Source organism: Acinetobacter sp. LoGeW2-3 (assembly GCF_002688565.1).
In the GTDB taxonomy this organism is placed as follows: Bacteria; Pseudomonadota; Gammaproteobacteria; order Pseudomonadales; family Moraxellaceae; genus Acinetobacter.
On record NZ_CP024011.1, the window covers coordinates 1,679,248 to 1,697,696 of the forward strand.

13 protein-coding genes and 2 rRNA genes are annotated in these 18,449 nt (G+C 41.6%); 14 read left to right on the forward strand and 1 reads right to left on the reverse strand.

What is annotated here, in order from left to right; translation table 11 throughout:
* The first annotated feature begins 96 nt into the window (after nucleotides 1–96).
* The 9 genes from BS636_RS08095 to hisC all read left to right on the forward strand — a co-directional run bounded on the left by BS636_RS08095 (nucleotide 97) and on the right by hisC (nucleotide 10,566).
* Nucleotides 97–2,990 (forward strand): 23S ribosomal RNA (locus tag BS636_RS08095).
* 215 nt (nucleotides 2,991–3,205) lie between these two features.
* Nucleotides 3,206–3,320 (forward strand): 5S ribosomal RNA (gene rrf, locus BS636_RS08100).
* Nucleotides 3,321–3,578: 258 nt separating this feature from the next.
* Nucleotides 3,579–5,030 carry an RNA polymerase factor sigma-54 gene (locus tag BS636_RS08105; protein WP_099338294.1) on the forward strand — a complete coding sequence of 484 codons (1,452 nt, stop codon included), beginning with the start codon at nucleotides 3,579–3,581 and terminating at the stop codon, nucleotides 5,028–5,030.
* Nucleotides 5,031–5,207: 177 nt separating this feature from the next.
* Nucleotides 5,208–5,540: a ribosome hibernation-promoting factor, HPF/YfiA family gene (gene hpf / locus BS636_RS08110; RefSeq protein ID WP_099338295.1), complete on the forward strand. Its 333-nt coding sequence runs from the start codon at nucleotides 5,208–5,210 to the stop codon at nucleotides 5,538–5,540.
* Between the two features lie 134 nt (nucleotides 5,541–5,674).
* Nucleotides 5,675–5,926, forward strand: coding sequence for a BolA family iron metabolism protein IbaG (gene ibaG, locus BS636_RS08115; RefSeq protein ID WP_099338296.1), 252 nt, complete (start codon nucleotides 5,675–5,677; stop codon nucleotides 5,924–5,926).
* A gap of 7 nt (nucleotides 5,927–5,933) precedes the next feature.
* Entirely contained in the window at nucleotides 5,934–7,190 is a 1,257-nt protein-coding gene (gene murA, locus BS636_RS08120; protein WP_099338297.1) for a UDP-N-acetylglucosamine 1-carboxyvinyltransferase, read from the forward strand.
* Nucleotides 7,190–7,891: an ATP phosphoribosyltransferase gene (gene hisG / locus BS636_RS08125; protein WP_099338298.1), complete on the forward strand. Its 702-nt coding sequence runs from the start codon at nucleotides 7,190–7,192 to the stop codon at nucleotides 7,889–7,891. Before murA ends, hisG begins: the two co-directional genes overlap by 1 nt.
* 185 nt (nucleotides 7,892–8,076) lie before the next feature.
* Nucleotides 8,077–9,378: a histidinol dehydrogenase gene (gene hisD, locus BS636_RS08130; RefSeq protein ID WP_099338299.1), complete on the forward strand. Its 1,302-nt coding sequence runs from the start codon at nucleotides 8,077–8,079 to the stop codon at nucleotides 9,376–9,378.
* Between the two features lie 99 nt (nucleotides 9,379–9,477).
* Nucleotides 9,478–10,566: a histidinol-phosphate transaminase gene (gene hisC, locus BS636_RS08135; RefSeq protein ID WP_099338300.1), complete on the forward strand. Its 1,089-nt coding sequence runs from the start codon at nucleotides 9,478–9,480 to the stop codon at nucleotides 10,564–10,566.
* 125 nt (nucleotides 10,567–10,691) lie between these two features.
* Here the strand turns inward: hisC and BS636_RS08140 are convergent, their stop codons facing one another.
* Complete coding sequence (locus tag BS636_RS08140; RefSeq protein WP_099338301.1) at nucleotides 10,692–12,023, reverse strand: anthranilate synthase component I family protein; 1,332 nt, start codon at nucleotides 12,021–12,023, stop codon at nucleotides 10,692–10,694.
* 258 nt (nucleotides 12,024–12,281) lie between these two features.
* Between BS636_RS08140 and BS636_RS08145 the strand changes: the two genes are divergently transcribed.
* The 5 genes from BS636_RS08145 to filE all read left to right on the forward strand — a co-directional run bounded on the left by BS636_RS08145 (nucleotide 12,282) and on the right by filE (nucleotide 18,435).
* Nucleotides 12,282–13,394, forward strand: coding sequence for a DUF6160 family protein (locus BS636_RS08145; protein ID WP_099338302.1), 1,113 nt, complete (start codon nucleotides 12,282–12,284; stop codon nucleotides 13,392–13,394).
* 197 nt (nucleotides 13,395–13,591) lie between these two features.
* Nucleotides 13,592–14,425, forward strand: coding sequence for a C39 family peptidase (locus tag BS636_RS08150; protein ID WP_099338303.1), 834 nt, complete (start codon nucleotides 13,592–13,594; stop codon nucleotides 14,423–14,425).
* 36 nt (nucleotides 14,426–14,461) lie between these two features.
* On the forward strand, nucleotides 14,462–15,610 hold the full coding sequence (locus BS636_RS08155) for a hypothetical protein (RefSeq protein ID WP_171265997.1): 1,149 nt from the start codon (nucleotides 14,462–14,464) through the stop codon (nucleotides 15,608–15,610).
* 12 nt (nucleotides 15,611–15,622) lie between these two features.
* Nucleotides 15,623–17,287, forward strand: a complete 1,665-nt coding sequence (locus BS636_RS08160) for an OmpP1/FadL family transporter (protein WP_099338304.1) — start codon at nucleotides 15,623–15,625, stop codon at nucleotides 17,285–17,287.
* A gap of 8 nt (nucleotides 17,288–17,295) precedes the next feature.
* Nucleotides 17,296–18,435, forward strand: a complete 1,140-nt coding sequence (gene filE / locus BS636_RS08165; protein WP_099338305.1) for a putative pilus assembly protein FilE — start codon at nucleotides 17,296–17,298, stop codon at nucleotides 18,433–18,435.
* Nucleotides 18,436–18,449: the final 14 nt, after the last annotated feature.

The following is an 18,449-nucleotide window of genomic DNA, read 5'->3' on the forward strand; positions in this document are numbered from 1 at the left end:
AAGTTCACGAAACTCTAACTGTGTAATTAACTGAGTGATCGGTTGATTATGTTGTTTATCCTACTTGTAGGGATGAACGACTGTTTGGGGTTGTATAGTCAAGTAATTAAGTGCATGTGGTGGATGCCTTGGCAGTCAGAGGCGAAGAAAGACGTGATAGCCTGCGAAAAGCTCCGGGGAGGCGGCAAATATCCTGTGATCCGGAGATGTCTGAATGGGGAAACCCACCGGCTATAAGGTCGGTATCGCAACATGAATACATAGTGTTGCGAGGCGAACGGAGGGAAGTGAAACATCTCAGTACCTCTAGGAAAAGAAATCAATTGAGATTCCCTCAGTAGCGGCGAGCGAACGGGGAACAGCCCATTAAGTCATATCAGTTTTAGTGGAACGCTCTGGGAAGTGCGACCATAGTGGGTGATAGTCCTGTACACGAAAGGGCTGATATGATGATGTCGAGTAGGGCGAGGCACGTGAAACCTTGTCTGAATATGGGGGGACCATCCTCCAAGGCTAAATACTCCTGACTGACCGATAGTGAACCAGTACCGTGAGGGAAAGGCGAAAAGAACCCCTGTGAGGGGAGTGAAATAGATCCTGAAACCGCATGCATACAAGCAGTGGGAGCCACGTCAAGTGGTGACTGCGTACCTTTTGTATAATGGGTCAGCGACTTATATTCAGTAGCGAGGTTAACCGTATAGGGGAGCCGTAGGGAAACCGAGTCTTAATAGGGCGTTTAGTTGCTGGGTATAGACCCGAAACCGGGTGATCTATCCATGAGCAGGTTGAAGGTTAGGTAACACTGACTGGAGGACCGAACCCACTGTCGTTGAAAAGCCAGGGGATGACTTGTGGATAGGGGTGAAAGGCTAATCAAACTCGGTGATAGCTGGTTCTCCCCGAAAGCTATTTAGGTAGCGCCTCGGACGAATACCATTGGGGGTAGAGCACTGTTTCGGCTAGGGGGTCATCCCGACTTACCAAACCGATGCAAACTCCGAATACCAATGAGTACTATCCGGGAGACAGACTGCGGGTGCTAACGTCCGTAGTCAAGAGGAAAACAATCCAGACCGCCAGCTAAGGCCCCTAAATTATAGTTAAGTGGGAAACGATGTGGGAAGGCATAGACAGCTAGGAGGTTGGCTTAGAAGCAGCCACCCTTTAAAGAAAGCGTAATAGCTCACTAGTCGAGTCGGCCTGCGCGGAAGATGTAACGGGGCTAAAACTATATGCCGAAGCTGCGGATTTGCAATTTATTGCAAGTGGTAGGGGAGCGTTCTGTAAGCCGATGAAGGTGGATTGAGAAGTCTGCTGGAGGTATCAGAAGTGCGAATGCTGACGTGAGTAACGACAAAACGGGTGAAAAACCCGTTCGCTGAAAGACCAAGGGTTCCAGTCCAACGTTAATCGGGGCTGGGTGAGTCGACCCCTAAGGCGAGGCCGAGAGGCGTAGTCGATGGGAAATTGGTTAATATTCCAATACTTCTGTTTAATGCGATGAGAGGACGGAGAAGGTTAAGTCAGCCTGGCGTTGGTTGTCCAGGTGGAAGACTGTAGGCATGCATCTTAGGCAAATCCGGGGTGCTCTATGCTGAGAGTTGATAGCAAGCTGTACTTGTACAGTGAAGTGGCTGATACCATACTTCCAGGAAAAGTCTCTAAGCTTCAGTTAAACAGGAATCGTACCCGAAACCGACACAGGTGGTCAGGTCGAGTAGACCAAAGCGCTTGAGAGAACTCTGCTGAAGGAACTAGGCAAAATGGTACCGTAACTTCGGGAGAAGGTACGCTGCCGGCGGTGATAGGACTTGCTCCTTGAGCTGTTGGCAGCCTCAGAAACCAGGCCCCTGCAACTGTTTATTAAAAACATAGCACTCTGCAAACACGAAAGTGGACGTATAGGGTGTGATGCCTGCCCGGTGCTGGAAGGTTAATTGATGTGGTTAGCGCAAGCGAAGCTATTGATCGAAGCCCCAGTAAACGGCGGCCGTAACTATAACGGTCCTAAGGTAGCGAAATTCCTTGTCGGGTAAGTTCCGACCTGCACGAATGGCATAATGATGGGGGCGCTGTCTCCAGCAGAGGCTCAGTGAAATCGAATTCGCCGTGAAGATGCGGTGTACCCGCGGCTAGACGGAAAGACCCCGTGAACCTTTACTGCAGCTTGACATTGAACTTTGATCTTACTTGTGTAGGATAGGTGGGAGGCTTTGAAGTGGCGACGCTAGTTGCCATGGAGCCGTCCTTGAAATACCACCCTGGTAATATTGAGGTTCTAACTCTGTCCCGTTATCCGGGACGAGGACCATGTCTGGTGGGTAGTTTGACTGGGGCGGTCTCCTCCTAAAGAGTAACGGAGGAGTACGAAGGTGCGCTCAGCGTGGTCGGAAATCACGCGTAGAGTATAAAGGCAAAAGCGCGCTTAACTGCGAGACCCACAAGTCGAGCAGGTACGAAAGTAGGTCTTAGTGATCCGGTGGTTCTGTATGGAAGGGCCATCGCTCAACGGATAAAAGGTACTCTGGGGATAACAGGCTGATACCGCCCAAGAGTTCATATCGACGGCGGTGTTTGGCACCTCGATGTCGGCTCATCTCATCCTGGGGCTGAAGCAGGTCCCAAGGGTATGGCTGTTCGCCATTTAAAGAGGTACGCGAGCTGGGTTTAGAACGTCGTGAGACAGTTCGGTCCCTATCTACCGTGGGCGCTGGAAATTTGAGAGGATCTGCTCCTAGTACGAGAGGACCAGAGTGGACGAACCTCTGGTGTACCGGTTGTGACGCCAGTCGCATCGCCGGGTAGCTATGTTCGGAAGGGATAACCGCTGAAAGCATCTAAGCGGGAAGCCTACCTCAAGATAAGATTTCCCCGAGACTTTATGTCTCCTAAAGAGCCGTTGAAGACTACGACGTTGATAGGTTGGATGTGGAAGTGCAGTGATGCATGAAGCTGACCAATACTAATTGCTCGTGAGGCTTGACTATACAACACCCAAGCAGTTGTATACGAACTTCGAAAGAAGTGAGCATCAATTGATTTCATATTGATCTAACGATCAGACAAAAACTTGATTTAGTGAACGCTAAAGCGCAAACTACGACAACTCAGATACATCTGTTAATGAATTCTATTTGAAGAAAGCTAGGCACGAAGAGCACTGCTCTGAGAGAAGACCATAGCGAGTAAGCATACCAGTTGTGCTGGCGACCATAGCAAGAGTGAACCACCTGATCCCTTCCCGAACTCAGAAGTGAAACCTCTTAGCGCTGATGGTAGTGTGGGGTTTCCCATGTGAGAGTAAGTCATCGCCAGCTCATTATTCCAAAAGCCCCCTGCTAGCCAGGGGGCTTTTTTTATGCGTTGAAATTTTTAATTTTTAAAAAATTTAAATAATCTATTAAGTCATCTGATAAAAATAAGCTTCTAATTAATATTAATATTTCAGATGAATAGCTTAAATAGTGCATAAAAAACGCAAGGAATTGTATGTAATTTAACAAATCTGTGTTATAAAAAATTAAAGCGGCATAAAAATTGCTTATAAAGCGCGGTTTGAATAATGAGGGGTAACAATGAAATTATCAGTGGGCTTAAAAGTTGCGAACTCGCTGTCATTAACTCCACAATTACAGCAAGCAATTCGTTTATTGCAATTGTCTAGTCTGGAACTGGAACAGGAAATTCAGTTACAGCTCGATAGTAATCCTTTGCTGGAAAAAGTTGAAGAACAATCAAATTTAGAAAGTTTGTCTACTTCTGAAATTGAGCCTGATCAAAAAGACTTAACCAATGAGTTAAATGCTGATCATTTGCCTGATGATTTGCCTGTTGATACTGATTGGGATGATGTCTATACCCATCAACCCACCAGCTTGGGTGCAGCTGAATACGAAGAGCGTGAAGATAATCGTCAGGGACATTTAAGCCTACAGCAACATCTCATTGAACAAGTTAATCTTCTACATTTTTCTAAGATTGATAAGTTGATTGCGCATTGCATTATTGATTCATTGGATGATAAAGGTTTCCTCGAAGTTGATATTTCCGAAATTACTGCCTCAGTTCAACACTTGCTACAAAGCATGGACTACGATGAAGAAATTGAAGACGATGAAGTCCTTGTTGTCCTCAAGCATATCCAACGTTTAGAGCCGATTGGTGTCGGTTCGCGCAACTTGGCTGAATGCCTGATGGTGCAGCTGGATAATTTGCCTGCTTCTACCTCTTGTCGTGCTGATGCAATCAAGCTATTGCAGCATTATGAACTGCTGATTACTAACGAATTACCACGACTGATCAAACAAACTGGTTTAAATCCCGATCAATTACGTTGTGCAGTAGATTTACTTAAAACATTAAAACCACATCCTGGTTTGGAATTTGAAGATCGTGAATCTGATTATCAGGTACCGGATGTTGTGGTGTTAAAAAAGAATGACTGTTGGCAGGTGATGCTAAATCCAGACGTGATGCCAAAACTACGTGTGAATTCTTTTTATGCCAATATGATTCGTCGTGCTGATCAGAGTGATGATAATCAGTATTTAAGAAATCAAATGCTGGAAGCCAAGAACTTTATTAAGAGTATCGATGAACGACATAAGACCTTGTTGAAAGTAGCCACTTGTATTGTTGAACATCAAAAAGCCTTCCTAGAAATTGGTGCTGAGGGCATGAAACCTTTGGTATTGCGTGACATCGCTGAAGAAGTCGAACTACATGAGTCTACAGTTTCTCGTGTGACGACCAATAAATACATGCTGACTCCACGTGGATTATTTGAATTGAAATATTTCTTCTCCAGTCATGTCGGTACGACTTCGGGAGGGGAGGCATCTTCCACTGCAATTCGTGCCAAGATCAAAAAACTGATTGCTGAAGAGAATGTACGTAAACCTTTGTCAGATAATGCAATTGCTAATATGTTGAAAGAAGAGGGTATTGATGTGGCTCGACGTACGGTCGCTAAATATCGTGAATCGTTACATATTCCTTCATCTTCTGAACGAAAGGTCTTGATCTGAGTTTTAAAATCTGATTATTCTAGAGATTCATCATGACAATATGATGAATCTCTTTTTCTTTTGAGGAACTGTAAAATGATTTGATCCAATTACTGAACTGTAACCTTGCATTGGTTATTGTCATCGAATCATTTGACTGTGACTCGTCTAATCCTAACGAAGGTGAGGGATAGAATTATGCAAATAACAATTCGTGGACATCATTTATCTATTACGCCAGCAATTGAAGATACTATAAAAACAAAGTTCCAGCAGATGACTAAACATCTGGATCAAGTGAACAGTATGCAGGTCAAACTTTCAAAAGATCATCAAATTGATAAGCGCTCTAAAAAAGGAAGTAGTAATCACATTGCGGAAGCGATTATCAGATTACCGGGAATCGAATTTTTTGCGCATGCCAATGCCGATGATATGTATACCTCAATTAAGCTTTTGACGGAAAAATTAAAAAAACAGATTGACCGGTATCGAAAAATGAACATGAATTATCAGCCACTGGCCCTATAATCAGGCAGATTGTAAAAAGAGGTTTTTAAAAGCCTCTTTTTTTATATATATAATGTATGTGACTAATGAATTATTTTTTTTATTTATAGTAAAATGATCCGTTTTACACCGTTAGTCCTATAAGAGGTCTTGTGATGAATAATGAACAGCTCGCTGAAATCTTAAAAGCCGCGTTCCCAGAGGCTGAAATTGCTGTGAGTGGTCAGGGCGGAAAATATGATCTCCGTATTGTGGATGATCAATTCGATGGTAAGCGCCCAGTTGCTCGACAACAAGCTGTTTATGCTCCACTAAACTCTTATATCGCCAGTGGTGAAGTCCATGCCGTAACAATTCGCGCAATGACCAAAGAAGAATGGCGCAAAGCAAGCTTATTTGGAGCTTAATAGATTAATGGATAAATTTTTAATTCAGGGCGGCAATAAGCTCGAAGGTGAAGTGCGTATTTCCGGTGCGAAAAACGCTGCACTTCCACTACTGGCTGCAATGATTCTTGCAGATACTCCGATTACTTTAACCAACGTGCCAAATCTGAAAGATGTGAACACACTGGTTAAACTTATTGCCGGTCTCGGGATCACCATGAAATATGAAGGTGATACTGTTGTTGCGGATACTTCAACACTAGATAATCAGTTTGCACCGTATGAGTTGGTAAAAACCATGCGTGCATCTATTTTGGTGCTTGGCCCGTTGCTGGCGCGCTACGGTAGTGCACAGGTGTCTTTACCGGGTGGTTGTGCAATTGGCTCACGTCCTGTCGATCAACACTTAAAGGCTTTAGAAGCTTTAGGTGCTGAAATTGTGGTTGAAGCTGGCTATGTCCATGCCAAAGTCGATGGTCGCCTAAAAGGTGGCGAAGTTGTCTTTGACATGGTGACTGTTGGTGGTACTGAAAATATTCTAATGGCAGCTGTATTAGCGGATGGTGTGACCACGATCCGTAATGCGGCACGTGAACCTGAAATTACCGATCTTGCGCAAATGCTCATTAAAATGGGTGCCAAGATTGAGGGTTTAGATACAGATACGTTAGTTGTGACTGGTGTAGAAAGTCTGCATGGTTGTGAATATGCTGTCGTAGCTGACCGTATTGAAACGGGTTCATACTTGGCAGCTGCTGCGATCACAGGTGGTAAAGTTAAAACCACAAATACTGATCCAAACCTGCTGGAATCAGTATTAGACAAGTTTGAAGAAATGGGTGCAGAAGTTACACGTGGTGACGACTGGATCGAGCTGGATATGATGGGTAAACGTCCGAAAGCAGTTAGCTTCCGTACTTTGCCACATCCAGAATTTCCAACAGATATGCAAGCTCAGCTGATGGCAGTCAATGCAATTGGCCGTGGTTTTGCGACAATTTCCGAAACGATTTTTGAAAACCGTTTCATGCATGTTCCTGAATTGGCACGTATGGGTGCAAATATTCAGGTTGAAGGTAATGATGCTGTTGTAACTGGTGTAGAAAAGCTTTCTGCAGCACCAGTGATGGCGACAGATTTACGCGCTTCATTCTCTTTAGTATTGGCAGCGCTTGCCGCTGAAGGAGAAACAGTGATTGACCGTATCTATCATATTGATCGCGGTTATGAAGATGTCGAAGCGAAGTTACAAGGTTTAGGCGCCCAAATTAAGCGAGTAAGTTAATGAGCGATATGAGAAACGATGATCCAAACTTTGACGTAATGGGCAATTTTGATCATGGTTTAACTTTAGCATTAAGTAAGGGCCGTATTTTAAAAGAAACTTTACCGTTACTTGAAACAGCAGGCATTAACCTGCTGGAAGATCCGGATAAGTCTCGTAAACTGATTTTCCCGACGACCCATAAACAAGTCCGTATTCTGATTCTACGTGCTTCTGACGTTCCGACCTATGTAGAAAACGGTGCCGCGGACATTGGTGTGGCTGGTAAAGATGTTCTTATGGAACATGGTGCACAGAATGTTTATGAGCCACTGGATCTGAAAATTGCTAACTGTAAACTGATGACAGCCGGCAAAGTAGGAATGGAACGTCCGAAGGGCCGTCTCAAGATCGCAACCAAATATGTGAATCTGACACGTCAATACTATGCAAGCCTTGGTGAGCAGGTGGATGTGATCAAGCTTTATGGTTCAATGGAACTGGCGCCACTGGTTGGTCTAGGTGATTACATTGTCGATGTGGTGGATACAGGTAACACACTACGTGCCAATGGTCTTGAACCACTTGAAGAAATCTGCAAAGTGTCTTCACGCCTTATTGTGAACAAAGCGAGCTTTAAACGTAAGCAGGCTTTGTTAAATCCAATTCTTGCACAGCTCGAAAAAGCTGTGGAAGCACGTGAGCAGGCGAAAAAAGCTTAATATTTTTATATTGAATCTGCCGTCCTTAGGGGCGGCTTTTTTATATCTGATACATTTTCAGTTTATTAAATCCTTTCATCAATTTTTGCGAAAGTTATTTCCAATAAAACTCATGTGTGATGCAGCAGAATGATAACCACAAGTGCTGTTAAAAAAGGTAAACTAATCTTTTCCATATCAACCTTGTGGGTAAATTGATGCGACGTTTATCGACTCAAGATCAGAACTTCAAGCAGGTATTTGCTGACTTGTTAGCTTTTGAAACAGTGAGTGATCCTGAACTTTTAAAAACCGTAGACCAAATCATTGCTGATGTTCGTCAGCATGGTGATGCTCATGTTCTTAAACTCACTCAACAGTTCGATCGACATCCAGCGCATCAATTTTCAGATCTGGAACTGACTCAAGAACAACTTAAAGCAGCTTTTGATGGTCTAACTGTTGAAGTACGTGAAGCTTTAGAATTGGCTGCCAATCGTGTACGTGAATTCCACCATGCACAAAAGCAAGATGGATGGACGTATGTAGATGCTTTGGGGAATACCTTAGGTCAAAAAGTAACTCCGCTTGATCGCGTTGGTATTTATGTTCCAGGTGGCTTGGCATCTTATCCATCTTCAGTATTAATGAATGCTGTTCCTGCGCATGTGGCTGGCGTGCCTGAAATTATTATGGTTGTACCTGCACCAAATGGTGACATCAATCCATTAGTCTTGGCAGCAGCGTATTTGGCGGGTGTGACTCGCGTATTTACCATTGGCGGGGCACAAGCGGTTGCGGCACTGGCTTATGGTACAGAAACGATTCCACGAGTAGATAAAATCACAGGACCGGGTAACCGTTTTGTGGCTGCAGCGAAACGTGCTGTATTCGGTCAGGTCGGTATCGACATGATCGCTGGTCCTTCTGAAATTCTGGTGTATGCAGAAGGTGAAAATAATGCCGAATGGCTGGCGATGGACTTATTATCACAAGCTGAACATGACACAGTTGCACAAGCAGTATTCATCACACCGGATGAAGCGCTGTTAAATGCAGTTGGTGAATGGATTGAAAAGCATTTAGAAGCATTACCAAAAGCGGATATTGCACGTACTTCAATTGAGAATCGTGGCGCATTAGTTTTGGTGAAAGACCGTGCGGAAGGTATTGAGCTGATTAACCAAGTTGCACCTGAACACTTGATGCTTTGTCTAGATGAAGCTCAGCAAATGGCGGAAGAGATTCGCCATGCGGGTGCAATCTTCATGGGACGCTATACACCTGAAGCAATTGGTGATTATTGTGCAGGGCCAAACCACGTACTACCAACTTCGGGTACAGCACGCTTCTCGTCACCATTGGGTGTATACGATTTCCAAAAACGTTCAAGCTTGATTATGTGCTCTGAACAGGGCGTGAAAAGCTTAGCGAAAACTGCAGATGTATTGGCGCAAGAAGAAAATCTTGATGCACATGCACGTTCTGCGCGTTATCGTTATCAATAAATTGAAAAGATAAAACCTCTCCCTAACCCTCACTTGCGCTTCATTTTAAAGCAGTGCTTTAAAACTTGCTCAGGAGAGGGGAACCACGAGATTGAAAAAATGCCTATTACAAATGAACAAATGCGTTTTTGGAGTCCAGAAGTACGTGAGTTAGAGCCGTATGTCCCTGGTGAACAACCTAAAATCCAAAATCTTTTAAAATTAAATACCAATGAAAACCCATATCCACCATCTCCTAAAGTGGTAGAAGCTGTACAAAAAGTTCTAGCTAACTCAGCAGATGTATTGCGTTTATATCCTGATCCAGATGCATCCGAACTAAAGCAGGCGATTGCTAAGCAGCAGAAAGTTGCTGTTGAAAATGTCTTTGTCGGCAATGGTTCTGATGAAGTTCTGGCACATATCTTTAAAGCATTCTTTATTCAAGAATTGCCACTGCTTTACCCAGATATTACTTACAGCTTTTATCCGGTTTATAGTCAGTTTTTTGGTGTGAAAACCAAAGTTTTGCCACTCAATGAAAATTTTGAAATTGTGGTAGATGACTATAAACAGCCAAATGGCGGTATTATCATCACCAATCCAAATGCACCCACTAGTATTACATTAGGTTTATCTGCTATTGAAGAAGTACTGCAAGCCAATCCAAATTCAGTGATTGTGATTGATGAAGCCTATGTAGATTTTGGTGCTGAATCTGCGGTGGCATTGGTCGAGAAATATGAAAACTTAGTGGTATGCCAAACGACTTCTAAATCACGTTCATTAGCTGGTTTGCGTGTTGGTTTTGCCATCGCTCAGCCGCACTTAATCGCGGCATTAGAAGCGGTGAAAAACAGTTTTAACTCCTATCCAATGGACCGTTTTGCGATTGCGGCTGCGGTCGCTTCATTTGAAGATCAGGAATACTTTGAAGCACAAAATGCCAAAGTGATAGCGAGTCGTGAGAAGTTGGTTGCACAGCTTTCTGAACTTGGCTTTAAGGTATTACCATCAAGTGCGAACTTTATTTTTGCTTCTTTACCTACGAAAGATGCCAGTGAATTAGCTACTGAGTTACGTGAGTGTGGCATCATTGTGCGTTATTTCAATAAGCCACGTATTAATCAGTATCTTCGTATCACGATTGGTACAGATGAGCAGAATCAACGTTTGGTAGACACGTTGAAAAATGATATTTTAGCTTAATTAAATCCACCCTAACCCTCCTTTGATAAAGGAGGGAACATCTTTCTTTTTAAAGAGAGAGAATCCCCCTCTTTGTTAAAGAGGGGTTAGGGGAGATTCAAGACTCTATGGAGTCGCTTTTTTATTTACTCAGGCTTATACCAAGCATTTAATAGATTGAGCATCGCTTCAACCTTATCAAAACATTCCTGATATTCTGCATCGCAGTCAGAAGCAATGGTAATTCCACCACCTGCCCAAAGTGAAACTTCATCCTGATATTTTTGAATCGAACGAATCAAAATATTCCAAGAACCTGTACCATCAAAATTAAAATAGCCAAGTGAACCACAATAAGCCCCACGTGGTGCATTTTCTAGTTCTTCAATAATCTGCATGGCGCGAATTTTAGGAGCACCAGTAATGGAACCACCAGGTAGGGCAGACATTAAAACATCAAAGGGATTTATACCCTCTTTTAAAGTTGCTTCCACTTCGCTGACCATGTGATGGACTTGTTTAAAGCTTTCAATATTAAATAACTTTGGCGTTTTAACTGAACCGGTTTCTGCATAAACACTCAAGTCATTACGCAATAAATCCACGATCATGACATTTTCAGCCTGATCTTTTTCAGAATTCTTTAAGGTCTGTTTGGATTGCGCATCCAAGATCGGATCTGCATAACGTGGCATAGTGCCTTTAATTGGCTTGGTCAAGATCTTTCGTTCAGGTTGAAACTCAATAAAAAGCTCTGGTGAACAGCTTAACAGTTCAAACTCACCTATGCGTAAATAGCCCGCATAGGGTGCATTGGTTAGTTGCCAAAACTGTTCTGCTGTAGTCAGTAGAGAACCTTTGGCTCGTGCTGAAAATTCCTGTGTCAGATTAATCTGATAACAGTCACCTGCTTTAATATATTCTTGAACTTGGTTAAATGCCTGCTGATAAGCTGATTTATCCCAGCATGCTATACATGGAGACACTAAACTAAATTCTGACTTATCTCGGTATTGATCAATCAAAGCCTGAATTTTCTGAAAAATTTCTTCAGCATTTGGAGCATAACTTTTAAATAACCATCCTTCCGTACCTAGTTCTAAATAAGTAGAAAACTGCCCAATAAAAAGTGCTGGCTGATGGCGCTGTTTATACTGTACTTGTTGCTGAGCCGCATAATCATAGGAAAAAAAACCAATATATCCGCCATTAAATTTTTCTGAATTATTCTTAAATACAGATTGAAAAGTAAAGTCTAGTTCATTTTCAATTTTTATATACTCATTAAAGACCTTTGCCTGATAAGTCTGCACCTTACCTTCTTGGACTAACGTATATTGCTCAACACAAAAAGCAATAAAAGGTTTTCCCTGATTTTCTAAAAAAATGACATGATCTAATAGATGCAGTGCTTCCAAAATATAATGTGGTTGTATATTGGTGGATTTAAGGAGAGATTGATAAGTTGCGCTGTACATTCAGTTTAGAAAATTGAGAGGATTATCTTAATTCTATCTTAACTGGACAGAAAAATGAGGGGAAACTTACATTTACCGTTTGTCGGCGAAACACTAAATATGACCAACAACAGTTGATCAAAATTTAACATAAAGCTAATTTAGTCGTGCGAGCAAATCACTCAAGGATTAATTGCTTGTGCTGTTAGAAAACTAAAAATACAGCAGAAACACAGAGTGATTCACAACCAAAAAAATAATACTCTTGGGAGAGTACGAATGAAAAAATTTACTAAACTGGCTTTAATTTCTTCAATGGCAATTAGCGCAAATGCGATGGCAATGCAAGCCATGGATGATTCTGCACTTAGCGCAACAACTGGTCAAGACGGTTTATCAATTGGTATTGGTATTTCTAAAATTGCTATTGAACGCTTATTTATTCATGATAATGATGGTTTAGCAGCTAAAGGTGCAGCGGGTGATGCTGGTTACGGTGGTACAGGTAATGCTGGTGCAATTGTAATTATGGGTAAGAAAGCTACTGCAACAAGTGAAGCTACTACTGCTAACTGGGAGGCTCCTTCAACTGATTCACACGGTATTGTGATTGGTGCTAACTATGAAAAAGATGCAGATACTGGTGAATATCTTCACTTACTTGGATCTAGAAACTTAGCAGATTTAGTGATTGATAGTGATGCAGGTACTGCTGCAAATGGTGGAGCATTTATTAATATTGCTGCTGCTGTTTCGGGCCTAGATATTCAAATCGGTGCTATCGGTGTAACTGCTTCTGCTAATTCGAAAGCCGCATATGATGCTGGATTGGCAGGTGCAGATTCAATCCGTAGAGGTGGTGGTGCAACTGTTAATAAAATTTTAAGTGGCTTAGACATTAAAACAGGGCAAATGAATGCTAATATCCAGGTAGGTTCATCTCCTCAAGGGGCTATGATTAAGCTTGATACAATAATGACTGGTGGTTTAGAAATTAATAATTTAGGTTTGCTGGATAATTCATCTGCTACTAAACCAATTGGGCAGAACCCAGACACATATGCTGCGATTACTACAGGAAATCCTGGTGAGCTATTCATTGAAAGCATTAAATTAGCTGATGCAAAATCAAAAGATTTAACTATTAATCAAGATATTAATATTTATACAACAACAAAAACAGGTGATGTCGGGACTGCTGGATTTATCAAAATTGTAAGTCATGGTGGACCTAAAGATAACTATGTAGCCGGTATTCGTATTGGTGGTGCTGAGGCTGCGTCTATTGGTGATGTAGAGGTTCAAGGTTTACAAACTTACTATACTTCTCAAATCAGTCCTTCCGGTATGACCTATACTCCAGGTGCTGTGATTACAATCAAAGGTCACTAATCTTTTAATTATAAGATTTAAAAAAGCGCGTATCGATACGCGCTTTTTTTATGTCTATCACGTTCATCTTAAATATAAAAAAAAGCTGTTATTTTTTGAAAAAAAAGGTATCTTAAAGGTTACAAGGAAGTAGAGTGAAAACTCTATAATAATGACTGACATGGCAACTAATGCCGATAAAAAGAAAAACAAAACCTATGTTAGAGATCGCATTGGGCTCGGCATTGATGTATTACGCTGCCAAAGAAGCCTTTGATTTAAAGCAACAGCCTCCAGGAACCATTAAGTACGCTGAAGTCCTAGATTCGCGTAATGACTCTTTTGTGCGTATGCATCAGGAGGCCGTTCAGGTTCGTCCAGCCATTGAAGATCAATTCCGAGGCATTGTCCGTCAAGCTTATGACTATAGCTGTGGCTCGGCAGCACTGACTACATTGCTCAACGGTTATGTGGGGACACAGCTAGACGAGCAACAGATCATGAATGGTCTGATGCAATATGGCGAAACAGAAAAAATTGTAGAACGCCGCAGTTTCTCATTATTAGATATGAAACGCTTTGTAGCTGCACTGGGTATGGAAAGTGGCGGTTACCGTGGTGAATTTAATGACCTTGTCAAACAAGGGCAACCTGCGATTGTGCCAATTTCCTATGCAGGCTTTAAACACTTTGTCGTTTACAAAGGCTATAAAAATGGTCGTGTTTATGTGGCGGATCCAGCGATTGGTAATATTAGTTTCGATGAACAACGTTTTAAAGATGTTTGGGAAAATAACACACTGTTTTTAATTAATGTGCCTGAACAATATCGTAAAGATTTATTAGCAATTCAAGATCAAGACTTACGTCATGTAGAGGATTCAGTTATTAATCGCTATGCATTGGCAGATATTCAATATCCTCAGTTTTATATGGATAAAATTGCAGATAAAGCATCAACCATCAGCAAAAATCGCAATCGAAATTCAGAATCGGAAAATTTTGGAAAATTTGAGCATAACTTTCTTAGGCTCTACTACAAAAACAAATAATGCAGACATTATGGAAATAAAAAATAATACGGTGGAATGGATATGAAAAGTCAATGGATGAATAAGACTCTACTGGTACTCAGTGTTCAAATGGCGATGGGGGTTGCTTATGCAGCAGATGATGTTGCATTGGGTGAGTACGAAGCCGTTGAAGAAACAACTGAGTCGGTTGAGGTTGAACCTGAGTTAGGTGGTTATGAAACGGTTCAAGAAGTTGAAGAGCAAAGCGAAACGCCAGAACCAGCGAAACCAAGTACAGCTAGTCAGGCATTGCAACAACAAGAAGGTGATGCAACTCAAGCCACCAACCTTGAGGAAGTATTTACTTCGAGTGAACGCCAGTATTCACTGATCAAGCAAGGTGAAATTTCATCCTATTATGATATTGATTATACGTATTATCGTGATACTCAACTTGATATGGAAATGGCTCAAGGTCAACTCTATCAACTACGTGTTCAGGAAAATGCATCACATACAATTACCAATACATTTACCGCACAGTACGGTTTAAAAGATAACTTGACTTTAACCGCATCGATTCCACTGGTAGCGAAAACTGATTTATTAAAAGACACTTCAACTGCCGGGCTAGGTGATATTAGCTTAGGGGCACGCTGGGAGCCGTTCCCTTTAAAAGCTGGACGTTTACCACTGATTTTATTTGGTAACTTATCGACCAAGACGGGTGATAGCCCCTATGAAATTAATGCAGCGACAGACTTAGCAGCAGGTAAAGGTTACTATTCTGCAGGTATCGGTGCGAGTACCCGTAAATATATTGATCCAGTGGTTCTGTTTGCTTCAGTTTCTGCTAATTATGGTTTTAAAGAGTCAGGATTAAATCAAATTCGTGGTAGACGTATTATTGAAGAATTTGATCCAGGTATCAGCGGTGGTTTTGCATTTGGTTTTGCTTATTCGTTTAACTATGACGTATCAATGACCATGTCATATCAACAAAGCTTCAATACTGGAGCTGAATTTACTTATAACACGGGTGAAAGTTACTCAGCAGCAGATCAAACCAGCTCCACTTTCTCTATTTCATTGGGTGTGCGTACATCACCTGAAACAATTGTAAATGGAACACTTGGCTTTGGCTTAACTGAAGATGCACCGGATGTATCACTCGGTCTATCTTTCCCACTTGATATCTTAGGCTTCGGTAAAAAAATCCGCTAATAGGGGTGTCGTATGAAATACATTCGACTGAATCCGCTATTGGTTGGTATCATAGTAGCGGGTTGTTCATCGTATTCGTTTGCTCAGTTAGGGACAAACCTTTCTGTAGATTTACGTTCATTGGCTATGGGGAACGCTGTTACAGCAGACCCACCAGGTGTGAATTCGATTCACTTTAACCCAGCCGGTCTAACAAAAATTAATGGTCTGCAAACAGAACAGCAAATTGTGGTTGCAAACTTTGATATTCAGCGTGAGTTCTCTGTACCTGCAGGTTATAACGTCTTTGGTTATTCAGATGACCCATTGGTCTGTAATGATGGTCCTGAAGTATCATCCGACCTGTGTACCGACTTTAAAGATAAAGTTACAGGTGATGTTGAATATGCGAGTCTTTATGTTCCTGGCTTGAAAAAAATGGTTGACCTAGGCGACGGTTTACCTTTGGTCGCACCAACCATGGGGATTGCTTATAATCCACCGGGTTCAAAAGCGACCTATGCAACGGCTGTTTATGCACCTTTAGTTGCCGGTTTTGGTCATGAAAATGGTAATCCTGCCAATTTTATGGGGCAACAAGTTGCTCTAGAGCGTATCACATATCTATCGCCATCAATTGGTTATGAAGTAAGTGATCATTTGTCAATTGGTGCATCAATTGGGATGTCATATCAAGCTATTGCAATGAAAACGGATCTACGATTTCCGAATGAGTTAATTGGTATGCTTCGAATGATCGATGAGGTCGTTTGTACACCTTTTAAAGAAAACTCAGACATTATTACCGATATTTTACTTTTGGGGATCTGTAATGCCGAAGAAGGCATGAATCCATTTGGTAAATTTGGTCAAATGCAATTGGCACTTGAGCAAAACTTAAGCCCAAGTTATAACTTGGGGGTACTTTGGGAACCAACAGAAGATTTTAGCTTTGGTTTGGTCTATCAAAGTGCAGCCAAAATGCGTTTAAAAGGCAAATATCATATCGATAATGCCAAAGCTCCACAGGAAATGATCAAAGGATTGATGACATCTCCAACAGGGCAAATTCTAGCGGCTATTCTTGGATTCCCAACCTATATTCCATCAAGTGAATCTGGTTTAGTATCGATGGATTTTGAATATCCAGAGCATATACAGGCCGGTATTAAATACAAAATCATGCCCGATCTTCAAATTAATTTTGATGTGGGGTGGACCAATTATGCTGCATGGGATGAGTTTAAGTTTGAATTCGACCGTCAAATTTCAGCACTTAAAATTGCAAAATTATTATCTGCAAATGTAACCGATACATCGTTGGCATTACCTTTAGGGTTTGAATCGCCATGGAACTTTGGTGTGGGTCTTGAATATTCTGCGACAGACCGATTAAAGCTCCGTATGGGTTATGAGCCACGTACATCTGCAATTCCAGATGACAAGCGAAATACCATGGTACCGATTAATGGTGCACAGCTCTTTGGTATGGGTGTCGGTTATCGCTTTGATGCTGACACAGATCTTGACTTATCTATTGGTTTCTTGCGTAGTAAGGATAATATCCCAGCAAATACGAGTAGCCTAGCAAACCAAACTGGGGTCAACAATTTATTACTTAACCCATATGCAGGCTTAAATGTAAAAACAAATACCAAAATTACGATTTTAGGTTTGAACTACCGCACACGTTGGTAAAGGAATATATGATTAGAAAGGATGTATGGTTAAAGACGGTATTGGTGCTAAGTCTAGCGCCAATCTCTGTTTCTGTGTCAGCAAAAGAGTTCGTCACAATTATTGGACCAGATGGTCGACCGATGGTTGTGCCTCGGCCAGTAAGTGCGAAAGATAAAAAAGTAAAAGATGTTATATCGAAACCATCAGCAGCAACTCACCATGTTAATCCTGTTCCATTATCTGTTCAGCAAAATCAGCCTATAAAATATGTCAATTTGAGTGACTCACCTGAGCAGAAAATAAATACTGTTGTACAACCAGTACAACCAGTACAACCAGTACAACCAGTACAACCAGTACAACCAGTACAACCAGTACAACCAGTACAACCAGTACAACCAGTACAACCAGTTAAGGTTCAACAAGCGACAACTAAAACTCAAGAAAAGCAACCTCAGCCGCGTTCAGGTATTAGCCAAGTGGATGGGGTAGAATACGTTGATAGTGAATACTTGGAAGCAAAAGAATTTAATTTAGAAGGCAAAAAACGCTTTTATACGATGCCAGAAGGCATTGTAGATAAAAACCTCGGCAGTGTTCGTTTTCAAAGCGTAGAACGTGAAAAAGGGGTGGGTGAGTCGACCTTGAAAGCATTATTCCAAAAGCCGACTCAACAAGATGGCCCTGTGGTATTGGCACAAACGTATTACCGAATTTCAGGTGAGGAAACGATTAATAGTCTGGGGCAACAATGCTTTAGTAATAAAAAGTTTAAAAAAGCCAAGAAATTAGAACCAAAACAAGAGATTAACGTATGGCCACGAGCACCAATTGCCAAAGATGAATTTGATTACGAAGTTGTAGCCATTGATGTAGGTATTAAAAATATTCAGCTGAAATCTTTCGCATCTAGCCAAAATAAGCCTGTGTATTATTGGCCATTTACGGTATTTCTAGACAATAAAGGCTGTGTCTTAGAGGGTGCAGGTGGTTTTAAAAACCAGGATGGACAAGCCAATCATTTTCAATATGAATCTATTGAGGGAATCTTGCAGATTCCTAAACAAACAGCTTATGTGCTTCTTACACCGCTCGCTTCTGCAATAGATGTGGAAGATAAAATGTTGAGCAATCAAGGACAACTAAAATTAATCGCAATTCGATAAGGATTATTCGAGTA